Here is a 15,666-nt window from a genome sequence, read left to right on the forward strand (position 1 = left end):
GCGCACTGCAATCGCTATCTGCCCCGCATGAACGCCCCCGCAGGACTGCCCCGCCAGCGCAAGCCGGACTGGATCCGGGTCAAGGCTCCGACGAGCCACGGTTACGCCGAGACCCGCAAGCTCATGCGCTCCCTGAACCTGGCAACCGTGTGCGAGGAAGCGGCTTGCCCGAACATCGGCGAGTGCTGGACCAAGAAGCACGCTACCGTGATGATCCTTGGCGACACCTGCACGCGGGCGTGCGCCTTCTGCAACGTCAAGACGGGGATGCCGCGGGCGGTCGATCCGCTCGAGCCCGAGCATGTGGCGACCGCCGCAGCCGAGCTCGGCCTGGAGCATATCGTGGTGACCAGCGTCGACCGTGACGACCTTCCGGATGGCGGCGCTTCGCAGTTCGTCAAGGTCATCCAGGCGCTTCGCCGCAACACGCCGACGACGACCATCGAGATCCTGACGCCAGACTTCCGCAACAAGAGCGAGGCGGCCGTCGAGGCGATCGTGGATGCGGGCCCGGACGTCTACAATCACAACCTTGAAACGGTGCCGAGGCTCTACCCGACCATCCGGCCAGGCGCGCGCTACTATGCTTCGCTGCGCCTGCTGGAGAGCGTCAAGCGGCACGACCCCCGCATCTTCACCAAGTCGGGCGTGATGGTCGGTCTTGGCGAGCAGCGGCTGGAAGTCCACCAAGTGATGGACGACATGCGCTCCGCCGGCGTGGATTTCCTGACCATGGGTCAGTACCTGCAGCCAACGCCGCGGCACGCCAAGCTGGAGGAGTTCGTCACTCCGCAGGCATTCGACGCTTATGCGGCGATTGCCCGAGCGAAGGGCTTCCTGCTCGTCGCGGCCTCTCCGCTGACGCGATCGAGCTATCATGCCGGCGACGACTTCAAGAAGATGCAGCAGAACCGCGCCGCCAAGTTCGCCAGGGAAGGTAGCAATGCCGCGGCATAGCGAGACGCGGCACCTCCCTTATTCGCCGGAACAGCTGTTCGACCTCGTCGCCGATGTCGAGCGCTATGACGAGTTTCTGCCGTGGGTGGTGGCAGTGCGGGTTCGTTCATCTAGCGAAACCGAGACAGTCGCCGACCTCGTGGTGGGCTTCAATGCCTTCAAGGAGCGGTTCACCAGCCGCGTCACCAAGGAGCGGCCCGACCGGATCGTCGTCGATTACGTGGAAGGCCCATTGAAGTACCTGCGCAATGAATGGCGGTTCGAACGGGCGCCAGACAATGGCACTAACCTGTTCTTTTCAGTCGACTTTGCATTCAAGTCACGGCTGTTCGAAACGCTTGCCGGATCGATGTTCGACCGGGCGTTGCGGCGGATGACTTCCGCCTTCGAGCAGCGCGCGGCGGCGCTTTACGGAATCAACAGCTCGAGCGCGCAAAGCGCCGCCTGAAGGCGGACGCCGGCGCGATCCGGCTCGTCGAAGAGCTTCTGGTCGGCGACGATCCTGGCCGGGTCTGCGTCGCGCTCCGCCCTCGCGAACACGACGGTACCTACCGGCTTGGACGGCGTTCCTCCGCCCGGACCGGCGATCCCGGTGACTGCGACCGCAACATCCGCTTCCGAAGCGAGTAGGGCGCCGCGCGCCATCGCCCATGCAGTTGCGACGCTGACAGCGCCGAACGTGTCCACGACATCCTCGCTGACCTTCAGTTGCCCGATCTTGGCGGCATTGGAGTAGGTCACATAGCCAGCCTCGAAGACTTCGGACGAGCCGGCAATCTCCGTGATCGCGGCGCTCACCAGCCCGCCCGTGCAGCTTTCAGCGACTGCGATGCGCCTGCCGGCGGCTCGATTGGCCTCGACGACCTCGCGCGCCTTCTCGACCAACTGCGGGGAGATGAGGGCGTCAGCCATGCGCAGGCATGCGGATGCTGGCGATCGCCTGCGCTGCCATGCCTTCCCGGCGGCCAGCGAAGCCCAGGCCCTCGGTCGTCGTCGCCTTGATGCTCACCTGCGCCTCCGGGAGGTTGAGGATGACGGCAATACGCGAACGTATGGCGTGGCGATACGGGCCGACCTTCGGCGCCTCGGCGATCACGGTGCAATCGACATGGTCGATGACGGCGCCTGCCGCGCGGACCAATTCTGCGGCGTGGCGGAGGAACAGGTCCGAAGCAGCGCCTTTCCACTGCGGGTCCGAAGGCGGGAAATGCTGCCCGATGTCTCCCAGCGAAGCGGCGCCGAGGAGGGCGTCCGTGATCGCATGGAGCACGACGTCGGCGTCGCTGTGGCCTGCCAGGCCACGTGCGTGCGGGACGGCGATGCCGCCGAGCATGATCGGTCCTTCGCCAGCAAAGGCATGAACATCGAAGCCCATGCCGGTGCGGGGGACGAGCCGACCCGAAAGCCATTCCTCTGCGCGGCGGAAGTCGGCGGGCGTCGTCAGCTTGTCGAGCGCCGGATCTCCCTCGACTGCGCCGACGCTGAGCCCGGCCGCACGAACCACGGTGGTCTCGTCGGTTGGCGCTTCGCCTGACCAGGACTTATAAGCCTTTCTCAGGCAATCGACGCGGAACGCCTGGGGCGTTTGGACGCGAACCAAGCCTTGGCGGTCCACCGGCTCGGTCAGCAGATCGCCTCCTCGTGCGAGCGTGTCCCGGACGGGCAGCACAGGCGCCGCCCCCTCAAAGAACTCCAGCGAAGCAAGCAGCCGGTCGATCACTGCAGCCGGGCAGAAGGGGCGTGCCGCATCGTGTACGAGGACTGCATCGGTCTGAACCGCCGCAAGCCCGGCTTGAACCGAATCCGCTCGCTGCGCTCCTCCGGCTATCAGTGGCCCGACATGAACATCGCCGAGTGCGCAAGCTGCCGCTTCCTGCTGGTCAGCGCCGACAACCACCCGCACATCGCGAATGGCCGGGTGCCGGAGGAATGGCTCGACTGCCCAACGCAGCACCGGCTTGCCGGCGAGGGTCCGGTACTGCTTGGGGACTCCGCCGCCGAGGCGTTCTCCGCGGCCCGCAGCCACAATCAGCGCAGTCACGCTCATGTCCGCGCCTTGCCCCTGCGGAGCGCCTCCTGTAAAGGCGCGGGCTCTCATGCAGACGCTGAAGCCCATCAAGATCGGCCCGATCGAGGTCGCGTCGCCGGTAATCCTGGCTCCGATGACGGCTGTCACGGATCTGCCCTTCCGGCGCGTTGTAAAGCGCTACGGGGCAGGGCTGACCGTGAGCGAGATGATCGCGAGCCAGGCGATGGTGCGTGAAACGCGCCAATCCATTCAGAAGGCCCTGTGGGATCCTGCCGAAGAGCCGGTCTCGATGCAGCTTGCCGGCTGCGAACCGAAGGTGATGGCCGAAGCGGCGCGGCTGAACGTCCAGCGCGGGGCGGCGATCATCGACATCAACATGGGCTGCCCCGTGAAGAAGGTGGTGAATGGGGAGGCTGGCTCCGCATTGATGCGCGACCTGAAGCTGGCCGCCGCGATCATCGACGCGACGGTCAAGGCCGTCAGCGTTCCAGTGACGCTCAAGATGCGGATGGGCTGGAATCACGACAGCCTCAACGCGCCCGAACTCGCGCGCATCGCGCAGGATCTCGGCGTGCAGATGATCACCGTCCACGGCCGCACGCGCTGCCAGATGTACAAGGGCGAGGCGGACTGGGCCTTCGTGCGCGGCGTGAAGGATGCGGTCTCGATACCGGTGATCGTCAACGGCGACATCTGCTCGGTGGCGGATGCTCACGAGGCCCTCCGGCTCTCGGGCGCTGACGGCGTGATGATCGGACGAGGCTCCTATGGGCGGCCATGGCTGCTCGGGCAGATCATGAGCGAACTCGGCAGCAGCGGCGCCAAGCCCGACCCGAGTTTGGATGAACAGCTTGCCGTCATGCTCGAGCAGTATGAGGCGATGCTGTCGCTTTACGGCACCCACACCGGCGTGAACCTCGCCCGCAAGCACATCGGCTGGTACACCAAGGGGCTGCCCGGCTCGGCGGAGCTGCGCAACAGCGTCAACCAGCAGGACGATCCCGCAGTGGTCATCCGCATGCTGAACGACTTCTATTCGCCCTGGCTCGCTCGTTCCGCCGCATAATTTCGATAAGCGCCACACAAGTGTGTTGTTGATGCAACGGTCGTGCTACGACCGAGGCGAATGGATGCGCGTACCGCCGAATCGCCGGTGAATCTGCAGCGGGAAAGCTGGCTCCAGCGGGAGCGGGCGAGCGGGCGTTTTTACGACCGGGTCTCGGCTCTGCTCGCCCTGTTCTTAGTCGCCATGGTGGCCCTGAGCGTCGCGCTGTTACGGCGCGGAGCGGAGCCGGGGACGACTGTCCAGGCGCCGATCATCGCACTGGTGCTGGTCGCGATCCTGCTGCCGGCGATTGCTCTCATGGCTCTCTACGCTCGCAAGGTTGCGCTAAGACGAGCCGAGGCAGGCGGACTGGGCAGCGGGCGGCTCCACATCCGCCTCGTTGCGTTGTTCTCGGTTATAGCGGCAGTCCCGACGGTGCTCGTGGCTATCTTTGCCTCGCTGCTTTTTCAGAGCGGTCTTGAATTCTGGTTCTCGAACCGCGCCCGCAACATGCTTGAGAACAGCACTGAGGTGGCCCGTGCGGAGTATCGGTACGAAATAGGCCGCGTCAGCGATGAAGTCACGACGATGTCTGGCGACCTTGCAAGTGGCCTCGACCGGGTCGCCATCGACGACCCCAAGTTCGTGACCTTCCTGGCTTACCAGACTTATCAGCGGGGACTGAACGAGGCAGCGATCATCAGGGTTGGCGATGACGGCATGGTGCAGACGCTAGGTCTCGCATTGGGCGTGAATAAGGGAGGGGAAGCTCTTGTTACACCTACGAGAATCGTCACAGCGGTCAAGGATCTCAAGGCGCATCCGGAGCTAAAGAGCGTCGATGCCCACAGCCCTGGACGCTTGGCTGTCATCGCCCCGCTGGACTACGACAAGGATACCTACCTGTACGCCGCGCACTGGATTGATCCGCAACTTGGTGCACAGCTCAAGCGTGCGGACACGGTGCTCAAGGACTATCACACCCTGAGGGACCGTTCGCGCACCAACCAACTCAGATTCAATGCTGCTCTGTTGCTTGGAGCACTGATCATCGTCGGTCTGGCCATCCTCACCGCACTTCGCCTTGCCGATCGCCTGGTTCGGCCGGTCGGTGAACTGGTGAGCGCTGCTGGCCGCATCGAGGAGGGTGACTTCTCGGCGCGGGTACCAGTGAGCAAGACAGAGGACGAGGTTCAGACGCTCGCCACGGCGTTCAATCGCATGACGGGACGGCTCGAAGAGCAAACCAACGAGCTCCGGAGCGCCAACACTCAATTGGAGACGCGCCGCGCGTTCATGGAGGCGGTCCTTTCGAGCGTCACCGCCGGCGTCGTCGCCATGGACGCCCAGCAGCGGATCCTTCTCCTGAACCGATCGGCGGAAACGCTGCTCGAGAAGGGCTCAGCCGTCGAAGGCAAGGCCTTGCAAACGGTGTCGCCGGAGCTTGGGGAATTCCTGAGCGGGCACGATTCCGAAGCCAACGTGCTGGTCGCCACCGAAGGCGTTCAGCGGACACTGGCGGTCAAGCGCGTCCGTTATCAGGACGGCTCGGTGCTGACGTTCGACGACATCACCGACCAGCTGACCGACCAGCGCCGCGCCGCCTGGTCCGACATTGCCCGTCGCATCGCCCATGAAATCAAGAATCCGCTCACGCCCATCCAGCTCGCGGCCGAGCGGCTGCAGCGCCGGTTCGGCGGCGAGATCCAGTCGGACAAGGACACGTTCGAGCGGCTTACGGAGACGATCGTCCGCCAAGTCGGCGATCTTCGGCGGATGGTCGACGAATTCTCCGACTTCGCCCGGATGCCGAAGCCGGCGTTCAGCGACGCCGACGTCCACGAGATAGCGCGCCAGGCGGTGTTCCTGCACGAGGTGGCCCATCCGGCGATTACCTTCACCTTGAACCCCGCAGAGGGCGAGTTTCCGATCGTTTGCGACCGACGGCAGCTCGGCCAGGCGCTGACGAACGTGGTAAAGAATGCCGTCGAAGCCATTGAAAGCCGGCGCAGCCGCGGTGAGCACAGCCTCGCCGGAGACCGCGTCGACGTCCGGCTGCGGCGGGAGGATGGCCACGTGGTCATCGACGTGCTCGATACCGGTATCGGCCTGCCCGAGGACCGGGAGCGGATCACCGAACCCTATGTCACCACGCGCGTACGTGGCACGGGTCTAGGGCTCGCGATCGTTAAGAAGATCGTCGAGGAACATATGGGCGAGATCGCCTTCCTCGACCGACCTGGCGGCGGAACGCACGTGCGGATTTCCCTGGACGCCGAGAGGCTCGCTGCGGTCGCTAGCGGCCAGCAGGCGGCGGACGGCGAGTTGGACAATGAGAACAATGGTGAAGGTAGGGCCTGATGGCGCTTGAAGTGCTGGTTGTGGACGATGAGGCAGACATCCGCGAACTCGTCAGCGGTGTCCTTGAAGATGAAGGCTATGCGGTCAGGACCGCTGCCGACAGCTCGCAGACGCTGGAGGCGATCGAGGAGCGGCGTCCATCCATGGTGCTGCTGGATGTCTGGCTGCAGGGCTCGCGCCTTGATGGTCTGCAGCTGCTGCAGACTATCAAGCGCATGGACCCGAGCATCCCGGTCCTGATGATCTCGGGCCACGGCAATCTCGACACGGCAGTCGCTGCGGTTCGCGAGGGTGCTGTCGACTTCATCGAGAAGCCGTTCGAGGCTGAACGCTTGATCTACCTAGTCGACCGGGCGACGGAGACCGATCGGCTGCGGCGCGAGAACGAAGACCTGCGCCGGCAGGTCGGTCATGACGATCAGTTGCAGGGATCTTCGGTCGCGATCAACACCGTCCGGGCGACGTTGAAGCGCGTCGCCCCGACCGGCAGCCGAGTTCTGATTGCGGGGCCAGCGGGCGTCGGCAAGGAGATCGCCGCAAGGATGATCCACGGTTGGAGCCCGCGCACCCGCGCGCCCTTCGTCGTGCTTCCCGCGGCCATGATGAGTCCGGACCGCGTTGAGGAAGAGCTCTTTGGCAGCGAGGAAGACGGGAAGATCCGGCCTGGCCTGCTCGAGCAGGCGCACGGCGGAACACTCTTCCTGGACGAAATCGCCGACATGCCGCTGACGACGCAGGCGAAGATCCTGCGCGTGCTGACGGATCAGAGCTATCACCGCGTCGGGGGACAGCGCCCCGTTAAGGTCGACGTTCGCGTCTTGTCCGCGACCGGGCGGAACCTGCAGGAGGAGATTGCAGCCGGCCGCTTCCGCGAAGATCTCTACTACCGCCTCAATGTGGTCCCCGTGCGGCTGCCGCCGCTGCGAGACCGCCGCGAGGACATCCCCGAGCTCGTGAACCACTTCCTCGCCCGTTTCGCGGCCGAGCGACGCATTCCGACACCCAGCATCTCGGACGAGGCGATCGCTGCGCTCCAGGCGCATGAGTGGCCCGGGAACGTCCGCCAGCTCAGGAACATCATCGAGCGCACCGTCATTCTCGCTCCGGGAGAGCGGGTCGCCTGCATCGACGTCGACTTGCTGCCGCCCGAGGTCCTGGAGAACCAGAGCGCTCCGGCGGGCTCGACGACCGCCATGGCGATCATGGGCAGCCCGCTCCGCGAGGCTCGGGAATCCTTCGAACGCGAGTATCTGAAGATTCAGATCCGCAGATTCTCAGGCAACATCTCGCGCACCGCGTCGTTCATCGGCATGGAACGCTCCGCCCTGCACCGTAAGCTCAAGGCATTGGGTATCGGCGACAAGAGGGAAGGGGAGGAGTAGGAGTAGCGCGTAATGGCCGGGCGATCGTTGAGCCTGCAGGACCATTTCCTGAACAGCATTCGCCGCGCCCGGCTGCCCGTCACCATTTTCCTGATGAAAGGCGTGAAGCTGCAAGGGGTTGTGACCTGGTTCGACTCCTTTTCGCTTCTGCTCCGCCGCGACGGCACATCGCAACTGGTCTACAAGCATTCGATCTCGACGATCATGCCTTCGGAGCCGCCGCCCGACTTCACGGTGGCAACGACATCCAAGGAAGCCGGGGCGGGGGCCAAGGCCGCCCTTCAGGATCTCTTCCTGACGACAGCGGTCCGCGACGGCGCGCGCATGACGCTGTTCCTGGTGAATGGGGTGATGCTGCAGGGAACGATGACCGACTTCGACCAGTTCTCCCTGCTCCTTGAACGCGGTGGGCAGATCCAATTGGTCTACAAGCACGCGCTGTCGACGCTGCAGCCGGAACAGCCGCTGAAACTCAACCAGAACGGCAGCGAGGAGCCGGAGGAAGAATGAGCAACTTCGACGGCAATGGAGCCATCGAGGTGGCACGCGGCGAGCGGGCGGTACTCGTCGTGCCCGAACTGGCGCGGGAGGCGGCGCGCCGCTCGGCGGAGGCCCGGCTCGAAGAAGCTGCCGGGCTTGCCGAGGCGATCGGCATTGAAGTGGTCGCCGGCAAGGCGTTCCGGGTGCGCACAGTCCGCCCGGCCACTCTGCTCGGCAAAGGTCAGGTTGAGGAGATCGCCGGCATCGCGAAGGAGCATGGCGCAGGCCTGCTGATCGTCGATGCCGCGCTTGCACCGATCCAGCAGAAGAACCTGGAAGAGGAAGCAGGCGCGAAGGTGATCGACCGGACGGGCCTGATCCTCGAGATCTTTGGTGAGCGCGCTGCGACTGCCGAAGGGCGGCTGCAGGTCGAGCTTGCACATCTCGATTACCAGGCAGGCCGTCTGGTGCGCAGCTGGACCCACCTCGAACGCCAACGCGGCGGGTTCGGCTTCCTCGGCGGCCCCGGCGAGACCCAGATCGAAGCCGACCGGCGGATGATCCGCGACCGGATGGCGCGCATCCGCCGCGAGCTCGACCAGGTGAAGCGGACGCGGGCATTGCATCGCGATCGACGCCAGCGGGCACCGTGGCCGGTGATTGCGCTCGTCGGCTATACAAACGCCGGAAAGTCCACGCTTTTCAACAAGTTGACTGGCGAAGCTGTGTTCGCGGAGAACCTGCTATTCGCAACCCTGGATCCAACGATGCGGGATATTCACTTGCCCGGGTTCGACAAGGTGATCCTGTCCGACACGGTCGGCTTCGTTTCGAACTTGCCGACGCAATTGATCGCGGCCTTCCGGGCGACGCTGGAAGAGGTGCGCTCCGCCGACCTCCTGGTCCACGTCCGCAACATGGCCCATCCAGATCGCGAGGCACAGCGCGACGATGTCGAGGACGTTCTCAAGTCGCTGGATCTGGCGGAGGAGGGGGCGCCGCCGCGGATTGAGGCCTGGAACAAGATCGACCTGCTGGGTGGGGAAGAACGCGACCGTCTGATCGAGGAGGCGCGCCGCCGCGAGGACGTCGTGCCGATGTCCGCCGTGAGCGGAAAAGGGCTCGACACCTTACGCGAACTGATGGCCGGAAAGCTGCACAGCGGCGAGCAGGTGCGTCAGATCCGCATCGCTGCAGGTGACGGCAGCAGGATCGCCTGGCTGCACAGCCGGGGCGACGTGATCAAGCAGCACGTCGACGCCGACGCGATCGAGTTGTCCGTGCGGTTGTCGCCCGACAACTGGGCACGGTTTCAGGCGCTGGAGTCCGCCTGAGCCTTTTTGGCAGCGGTCCAGAGCGCTTCCTTCTGCTCCAGCGACATAGTCAGGAAGCCCGGCGCTTTCTCAATGTCCCGGAAGCGCCGTTCGAACTTGGCGCTCGCATGCCGAAGAGCTGCTTCCGGCTCGATGTTGAGATGACGTGCGAGGTTCACGATGGCGAACAGCAGGTCGCCGAGCTCCTCCGATTGGCGGTCGTGTGCAGTCTCGGCGTCGAGCTCTGCGAGTTCTTCGTCGATCTTCGCCCGTGGCCCAGAACAGTCCGGCCAATCAAAGCCGACCCGCGCGGCGCGCCTCTGTAGCTTTGCGGCGCGTTCCAGTGCCGGAAGCGCAAGAGCGACGCCGGCCAGGGCACTGTCGTCGTTTTGCTTCTTGCGCTCTGCCGCCTTGAGCTCCTCCCAGCCCGGACTGGCTTCGGCATCTCCAAAGATATGCGGGTGCCGGCGCTCCAGCTTGTCGCAGATGCGCGTGATCACGTCGTCGAGACTGAAGCTGCCGGCTTCCGCAGCCATCTGGGCGTGGAAGACGACCTGAAGCTGCAGATCACCGAGCTCGTCGGCAAGCGCATCCATGTCGTTGCGATCGATCGCGTCGGCGACCTCGTACGCTTCCTCGATGGTGTAAGGCGCGATGGTCGCGAAGCTCTGCTCACGGTCCCATTCGCAGCCGGTCGTGGGATCGCGAAGCCGCCGCATGATGGCCACGAGGCGATCAAGCTGCACGGGGGGCCTCTAGCAATCGCTGCAACTCCGCAAGTATGATAATATGCATTATGTAAAGTTGCACCATGTTCAGGGCTCGAGGATCAGCCAGCGTCCCTCGACGCCCCACCGGCTCAAGGACGACAGGAAATTCATTCCAAGGACGTTGAGGTTGTCGTTGTCGGCAATCTGGACTCCGACGTCCTGGCGGACGATTCCGCCGACCTTGAGCGTTTCAGCATGGCCGCTGCGCACGCGGATGATGCCGTTACCGGTGCGGACGAGCTGGTCGCGCCGTGGCGACATTTCCACTCCCGCCTGTTCCGCGGTCTCGCGATCGATGGTCGTCATCGTTGCACCGCTGTCGACGAGAAACTTGGCGGCTTGCCCGTTGATGCGGCCCTGCACCCAGAAATGCCCGTCTATGGCCATTGGAATGCGGGTCTCGCGGCCCTGCTCCACCGGTGTGCCCAACGCTTCCGCTTTCAGCCGTTGGGTTACCCAACCGAAGTTGTCACGGAATGTGAAGAGCACGAAGCCGGCTGCGAAGATTGCGACCCACGCGAGAGCCATCGTCAGAAGCTTGGCGAGCGGCTCGCGCCGCGACATCAGACTGCCGAGCACGAGCATGATCGCCATCAGGATGTAGACGCCGCCGAGCATCAGGTCGTTGGTCATTGCAGGACGATCTCGAGCCCATCATGCGCCGGCACAGCCCAGTCCGGCAGTTCCGCAAGCAACGTCCGGTAATCGAGCCCGTTGCCCATGTGGGTGAGATAAACCTGTCCCACCTTCAATTCCCGCGCCCAGCCAAGCACTCCGTCGAGATGGGCGTGCGTCGGATGCGGCTTGCGTGTCAGGCAATCGGCTATCCAGACGTCGACGCCCTCGTAGAGCGCAGCCATTTCGTCCGTTAAGTGGTTGAAATCCGTCGCGTAGGCAAGCGATCCGTCGTGCTCATCGAAGCGCAGTCCAAGCGATGTCGTCGATCCATGCGGTTGAACGACCCAGCGCACGGCTGCCGAGCCGAACGAGAGCTCCGGACCCAGTTCGCGCGCTTCGATCACGGGCCGATAGAAGCTGCTGCCGGTAAAAGCATAGGCGAAACGCTGTTGAAGTCGCTCAAGGACCTCAGGCCGGCTGTACAGCGGTACCGCCGCGCCGAGCGCTTGGGAGACCGGTCGCAGCTCATCGATGCCGTGCACGTGGTCGCCGTGATCGTGGGTGACGATCACCGCCGTCAGCCCGCCCACCCGCGCAGCCAGCAACTGCTGGCGGAGGTCTGGTCCGCAGTCGACCAGGAGGCGTCCGCCGCCACTCTCGACCAGGATTGATGACCGCAGGCGCGCATTGCGTGGCTCCTCGGGGTCGCACGCGCCCCAGTCATTCCCGATTTTCGGAACGCCGGTGGAAGTCCCGCATCCGAGTATTCTCACCTTCAAGCGGTTGGTCCGGCCGCTGCGCGACTGAAAAGGCGGAAGAAGTTGGCCGTTGTCGCTTCTGCCAGCTCCTCGATCCCCTCACCCCTCAGGTCGGCAACGAACGCGGCGGTGTCCGCGACGAATGCCGGTTCGCACTTGCGGCCGCGGTGCGGGACGGGAGCGAGGAAGGGTGAGTCCGTCTCGACCAGCATCTGGTCTGCGGGCAGCCACTTGGCAGTGTCCTGCAGGTCCTGGGCGTTCTTGAAAGTGACGATGCCGGAGAGAGAGATGAAGAAGCCCAGATCGAGGCCTTTGCGGGCAAGTTCAGCAGAGCCGGTGAAACAGTGGAGCACGCCGGTCACTCCACCGTGCCGGACCGCTGCGCCCAGGATCTCGGCCGTGTCGTTCTCGGCGTCACGTGTGTGCACCACCAAGGGCAAGCCGGTCTGCCGGGCCGCGTCGATGTGCGCCTCGAAGCGCTCGCGCTGGGCGTCGCGGTCGGACTTGTCGTAATAGTAGTCGAGGCCGCATTCGCCGATGGCGATGACTTTCGGGTGGTTCGCACCTTCGACTAACGCAGCAGCGCCGAGGTCGGGATGGGCGTCGGCCTCATGCGGATGCACGCCGACGCTTGCCCATACATCTGCGTTGTGCTCGGCGACGGAGATCACGTCGCGCCATTCCCGTTGCCGCGTGGAGATGTTGAGGAAACCGGCGACATCGCGCTCCCGAGCGGCGTCAAGGACTTCGTCCTGGCGCTCGACCAGACCTTCGTAGTTCAGGTGGCAGTGACTATCGATCAGCTTCACTGCGCCGTCTCCTCTTCCGCCTCCAGCTCAAGACGCGGAAACAATGGTGTCGGTTGCGCGATTGGCGTGCCGCCATCTCCGGCGGCGATCTGGCTGAGCAGCTTATCCGCACTAGCCGGAATGACCGGAGCGATCGCGAGCGCGAGTTGCCGGACTGCCGCGATTAGGGTTCCCAGCACCGCCGCCATGCGGTCCGGATCGGTCTTGCGCAGCGCCCACGGTGCCTGGGTGTCGACATACTGGTTGCAGGCAAACACTGCCCGCAGCCACGCTTCGATGCCGGCCGAGAACGCCAGCCGCTCGAACGCCTGTGGCAGCTCCTGCTGGGCCGCCGTTGTGACGAGATGCAGCAGCTCGCGGTCAGCTCCGTCCTGGCCGGGTTCGGGAATGACTCCGCCCAAGTTCTTGAACACCATGGACAAGGTCCGTTGCGCGAGGTTGCCGAAGCTGTTCGCAAGCTCGGCATTGGCGCGGTTGACGATGGCTTCGGCGCTGTAGCTGCCGTCCTGCCCGAAGGTGACCTCGCGCAGAAGGAAATAGCGCAGGGCGTCGACGCCGAACGTGCTTGCAAGTGAGATCGGGTCGACGACGTTGCCGACGCTCTTCGACATCTTCTCGCCGCGGCTGAGCAGGAATCCGTGGCCGTAAACCTGCCTCGGCAGTTCCAGCCCGGCCGACATCAGGAAGGCAGGCCAGTAGACAGCATGGAAGCGGACGACGTCCTTGCCGATCAGGTGGATGTCGGCGGGCCAGTATCGGCGCCACAGCTCTGTATCGTCGGGATAACCCAGACCGGTGATGTAGTTCGTGAGGGCATCGAGCCACACGTACATGACGTGGCTTGGGCTGTTCGGCACGGGCACGCCCCAGGAGAAGCTGGTCCGTGACACGGAGAGGTCCGACAGGCCGCCTTCGACGAAACGGACAACCTCGTTGCGGCGGCTTTCCGGGCGGATGAAATTAGGCCGCGCTTCGTAGAGTCCGAGCAATTTGTCCTGGTACGCTGAGAGCCGGAAGAACCAGCTCTCCTCGACGGTCCATTCGACCGGCGTGCCCTGAGGCGAGAGCTTCTCGCCCCCCTCTCCGGTAACCAGCTCGCTCTCTTCGTAATAGGCTTCGTCGCGAACCGAATACCATCCTTCGTACCGGCCGAGGTACAGGTCGCCTCGCTCCTGCATGGCGGTCCAGATTGCCTGGCTGGCGCGATAATGGTCTTCGTCCGATGTGCGGATGAACCGGTCGTAGGAGACGTTAAGAACGTCGCACATCTCCTGGAAAAGGCGAGACATCTTGTCAGCGAAGGCCCGCGGCTCGACGCCCTCCGAACGGGCAGCCTGCGCCATCTTCAGGCCGTGCTCGTCGGTGCCGGTCTGGAAGCGCACGTCGCGGCCCTGCGCCCGCTGGAAGCGGGCGGTCGCGTCGGCGGCAATCGCCTCATAGGCGTGGCCGATGTGGGGCGGCCCGTTCGGATAGCTGATTGCAGTGGTGATGTAGAAAGGGTCGGACATTGTTGCCCCGGCCCTAGCCGTGGCTGTCTACGGCTTCAAGGAAGCGGCTGAGCAACGCCGGCGAGGATGCCGCCGACCTGGAACACTGTTGCTGCAGGATCGAGCGACAGCCGCCGTGCGACGCCGCTCAACTCGCGAGCTTTGCCATAGGCGTCGAGAGCACGCTGAAGCTGCTCGCCTCTCAGTTCGCGTGCGCGCCTCGCGATCAGCGACGGTGCCAAGTCCAGGAATGCTGCGTAGCGATCCGCGGCGCTCTTCTTGCCGAGCTCGGATGCGAGTTCTGACCGCAGCGCGTTCGTCGGATCGCCATGCCGCAGGATCGCCGAAGCGGTATCCTCCAGCTTCGCGAGGCCGAGCTCGGCGAGAGCAATTGCGCGTCCCGCCGACCCTGCGGCCATGGCGACGATCCCTTCGCGATCCGCGCTCCCGAGCTCCGGAGCTTCACGCGCGAGAACTGACGTCATGGCGTCATCCTCCAGCGGCTGGAAATCGACCCTACGGCACCGCGAGCGGATTGTCGGCAGGAGGCGGCCCGGCGCGTGGCTGACGAGCAAGAAGATCGTGTTGGCCGGGGGCTCTTCGAGAATCTTCAGGAGGGCGTTGGCGGCCGAGCTTTCCAGTTCGTCGATCGTGTCGATGACGGCCACGCGCCATGGTGAGAAGGCGGGAGTCAGGGTCATGAACTCTCCGAGCCCGCGAACTTGTTCGACGGTGATGTTTCGCGCCAGCCCCTCCCCTTTTTCCTTCGGGAGACGCTCGAGCCAACGCATGTCCGGGTGGCTGCCCGCGGCGATAAGCTTCACGATCGGGTGATCCTCAGGCGTGTCGAGCGACGGCAGATCAAAGGCAGGCCCTGCAGCCTCCGCCAGCACGCGCCGGGCTGCAACGCTGGCGAAGCTTGCCTTCCCCACACCCTTGGCTCCGGCGAGCAGCCATGCGTGGTGGATCTTGCGCGATGCCCAGGCACTCGCGAATTGCTCAACCGCGCGGTCCTGTCCGACGATCACCCCAGCAAATCCTCGACGGCTGCCAGCAGCCGCGCGGTGACCTCTGGAGGGCCGCCCGACGCATCGATCAACTTCACACGCTGGGGCTCTTCGGCTGCAATGAGCCGGAAGGCTGTGGCGACCTTGTGGTGATACTCATCGGAGCGGCCGCCGATGCGGTCGCTTCCGTCGGTGTCCCGCGCGCGTGCGCGTTCCGCCCCTTGGTTAGACTCGAGGACCAGGGTCCGGTCGGGAAACGTGTCGCCCAGAGCGAAAGCGTTGATCGCGCGAACTGCCTCGATGCCCAGACCGCCCGCGCCGCCTTGGTAGGCAAGCGAGCTGTCGAGGAAGCGATCGCAAAGTACCCAGCGGCCGCTGTCGAGGGCCGGCCTGATAGTCTTGCGAACGTGGTCGGCCCGGGCAGCGGCGAACAGCAGGGCTTCCGCCTCGGGTCCGAAGCGCTCTTCGCTTCCGTTGAGCAGTAATTGGCGGATTGCCTCGGCGCCATCGCTGCCGCCTGGTTCGCGCGTCAGCACCACGTCGACCCCTCGTTCGCGCAGTACGCCAGCAAGCGCCTGCACCTGGGTGGACTTGCCGACCCCCTCGCCGCCTTCGAGACTGATAAACAGGCCGCGTCGAGTCTCGCCCAA

The 15,666-nt window shown here is 64.7% G+C and carries 16 protein-coding genes; 7 read left to right on the top strand and 9 right to left on the bottom strand.

The window, feature by feature from the left end; translation table 11 throughout:
* Window positions 1-27: 27 nt before the first annotated feature.
* Entirely contained in the window at window positions 28-957 is a 930-nt protein-coding gene (gene lipA, locus ACUXST_RS03745; protein ID WP_458388598.1) for a lipoyl synthase, read from the top strand.
* Window positions 944-1,405, top strand: coding sequence for a type II toxin-antitoxin system RatA family toxin (locus tag ACUXST_RS03750; RefSeq protein ID WP_458388599.1), 462 nt, complete (start codon window positions 944-946; stop codon window positions 1,403-1,405). Before lipA ends, ACUXST_RS03750 begins: the two co-directional genes overlap by 14 nt.
* Here ACUXST_RS03750 and ACUXST_RS03755 read toward each other — a convergent pair.
* Window positions 1,366-1,869, bottom strand: a complete 504-nt coding sequence (locus tag ACUXST_RS03755; RefSeq protein WP_458388600.1) for a CinA family protein — start codon at window positions 1,867-1,869, stop codon at window positions 1,366-1,368. The genes ACUXST_RS03750 and ACUXST_RS03755 overlap by 40 nt on opposite strands.
* Window positions 1,862-3,004, bottom strand: coding sequence for a bifunctional 2-C-methyl-D-erythritol 4-phosphate cytidylyltransferase/2-C-methyl-D-erythritol 2,4-cyclodiphosphate synthase (locus ACUXST_RS03760; protein ID WP_458388601.1), 1,143 nt, complete (start codon window positions 3,002-3,004; stop codon window positions 1,862-1,864). Before ACUXST_RS03760 ends, ACUXST_RS03755 begins: the two co-directional genes overlap by 8 nt.
* Before the next feature lie 49 nt (window positions 3,005-3,053).
* Here ACUXST_RS03760 and dusB point away from each other — a divergent pair, with 49 nt between their 5' ends.
* Genes dusB through hflX form a run of 5 tightly spaced genes read left to right on the top strand, consistent with a single transcriptional unit; the run spans window position 3,054 to window position 9,588 of the window.
* Window positions 3,054-4,052 (top strand): tRNA dihydrouridine synthase DusB, encoded by a 999-nt coding sequence (dusB, locus tag ACUXST_RS03765; protein WP_458388602.1) that lies wholly within the window; start codon window positions 3,054-3,056, stop codon window positions 4,050-4,052.
* 60 nt (window positions 4,053-4,112) lie between these two features.
* Window positions 4,113-6,392: an ATP-binding protein gene (locus ACUXST_RS03770; protein WP_458388603.1), complete on the top strand. Its 2,280-nt coding sequence runs from the start codon at window positions 4,113-4,115 to the stop codon at window positions 6,390-6,392.
* Window positions 6,392-7,774 (top strand): nitrogen assimilation response regulator NtrX, encoded by a 1,383-nt coding sequence (gene ntrX, locus ACUXST_RS03775; protein WP_458388604.1) that lies wholly within the window; start codon window positions 6,392-6,394, stop codon window positions 7,772-7,774. Before ACUXST_RS03770 ends, ntrX begins: the two co-directional genes overlap by 1 nt.
* 12 nt (window positions 7,775-7,786) lie before the next feature.
* Window positions 7,787-8,284: an RNA chaperone Hfq gene (gene hfq / locus ACUXST_RS03780; RefSeq protein ID WP_458388605.1), complete on the top strand. Its 498-nt coding sequence runs from the start codon at window positions 7,787-7,789 to the stop codon at window positions 8,282-8,284.
* Window positions 8,281-9,588 carry a GTPase HflX gene (gene hflX / locus ACUXST_RS03785; protein WP_458388606.1) on the top strand — a complete coding sequence of 436 codons (1,308 nt, stop codon included), beginning with the start codon at window positions 8,281-8,283 and terminating at the stop codon, window positions 9,586-9,588. Before hfq ends, hflX begins: the two co-directional genes overlap by 4 nt.
* On the opposite strand, the gene mazG is transcribed toward hflX, so the two are convergent.
* From mazG to tmk, 7 genes are all read right to left on the bottom strand, one after another.
* Entirely contained in the window at window positions 9,567-10,313 is a 747-nt protein-coding gene (mazG, locus tag ACUXST_RS03790; protein WP_458388607.1) for a nucleoside triphosphate pyrophosphohydrolase, read from the bottom strand. The genes hflX and mazG overlap by 22 nt on opposite strands.
* 69 nt (window positions 10,314-10,382) lie before the next feature.
* Entirely contained in the window at window positions 10,383-10,970 is a 588-nt protein-coding gene (locus tag ACUXST_RS03795) for a retropepsin-like aspartic protease family protein (RefSeq protein ID WP_458388608.1), read from the bottom strand.
* Window positions 10,967-11,728: an MBL fold metallo-hydrolase gene (locus ACUXST_RS03800; RefSeq protein WP_458388609.1), complete on the bottom strand. Its 762-nt coding sequence runs from the start codon at window positions 11,726-11,728 to the stop codon at window positions 10,967-10,969. Before ACUXST_RS03800 ends, ACUXST_RS03795 begins: the two co-directional genes overlap by 4 nt.
* 2 nt (window positions 11,729-11,730) lie before the next feature.
* Window positions 11,731-12,522, bottom strand: coding sequence for a TatD family hydrolase (locus tag ACUXST_RS03805; protein WP_458388610.1), 792 nt, complete (start codon window positions 12,520-12,522; stop codon window positions 11,731-11,733).
* A complete protein-coding gene (metG, locus tag ACUXST_RS03810; protein WP_458388611.1) occupies window positions 12,519-14,030 on the bottom strand; it encodes a methionine--tRNA ligase in 1,512 nt (503 codons plus the stop codon). The genes ACUXST_RS03805 and metG overlap by 4 nt, the downstream gene beginning before the upstream one ends.
* 35 nt (window positions 14,031-14,065) lie before the next feature.
* Window positions 14,066-15,037 carry a DNA polymerase III subunit delta' gene (locus ACUXST_RS03815; protein ID WP_458388612.1) on the bottom strand — a complete coding sequence of 324 codons (972 nt, stop codon included), beginning with the start codon at window positions 15,035-15,037 and terminating at the stop codon, window positions 14,066-14,068.
* On the bottom strand, window positions 15,034-15,666 hold the full coding sequence (gene tmk, locus ACUXST_RS03820) for a dTMP kinase (RefSeq protein WP_458388613.1): 633 nt from the start codon (window positions 15,664-15,666) through the stop codon (window positions 15,034-15,036). The genes ACUXST_RS03815 and tmk overlap by 4 nt, the downstream gene beginning before the upstream one ends.

Source organism: Sphingomonas sp. F9_3S_D5_B_2, from assembly GCF_054263715.1.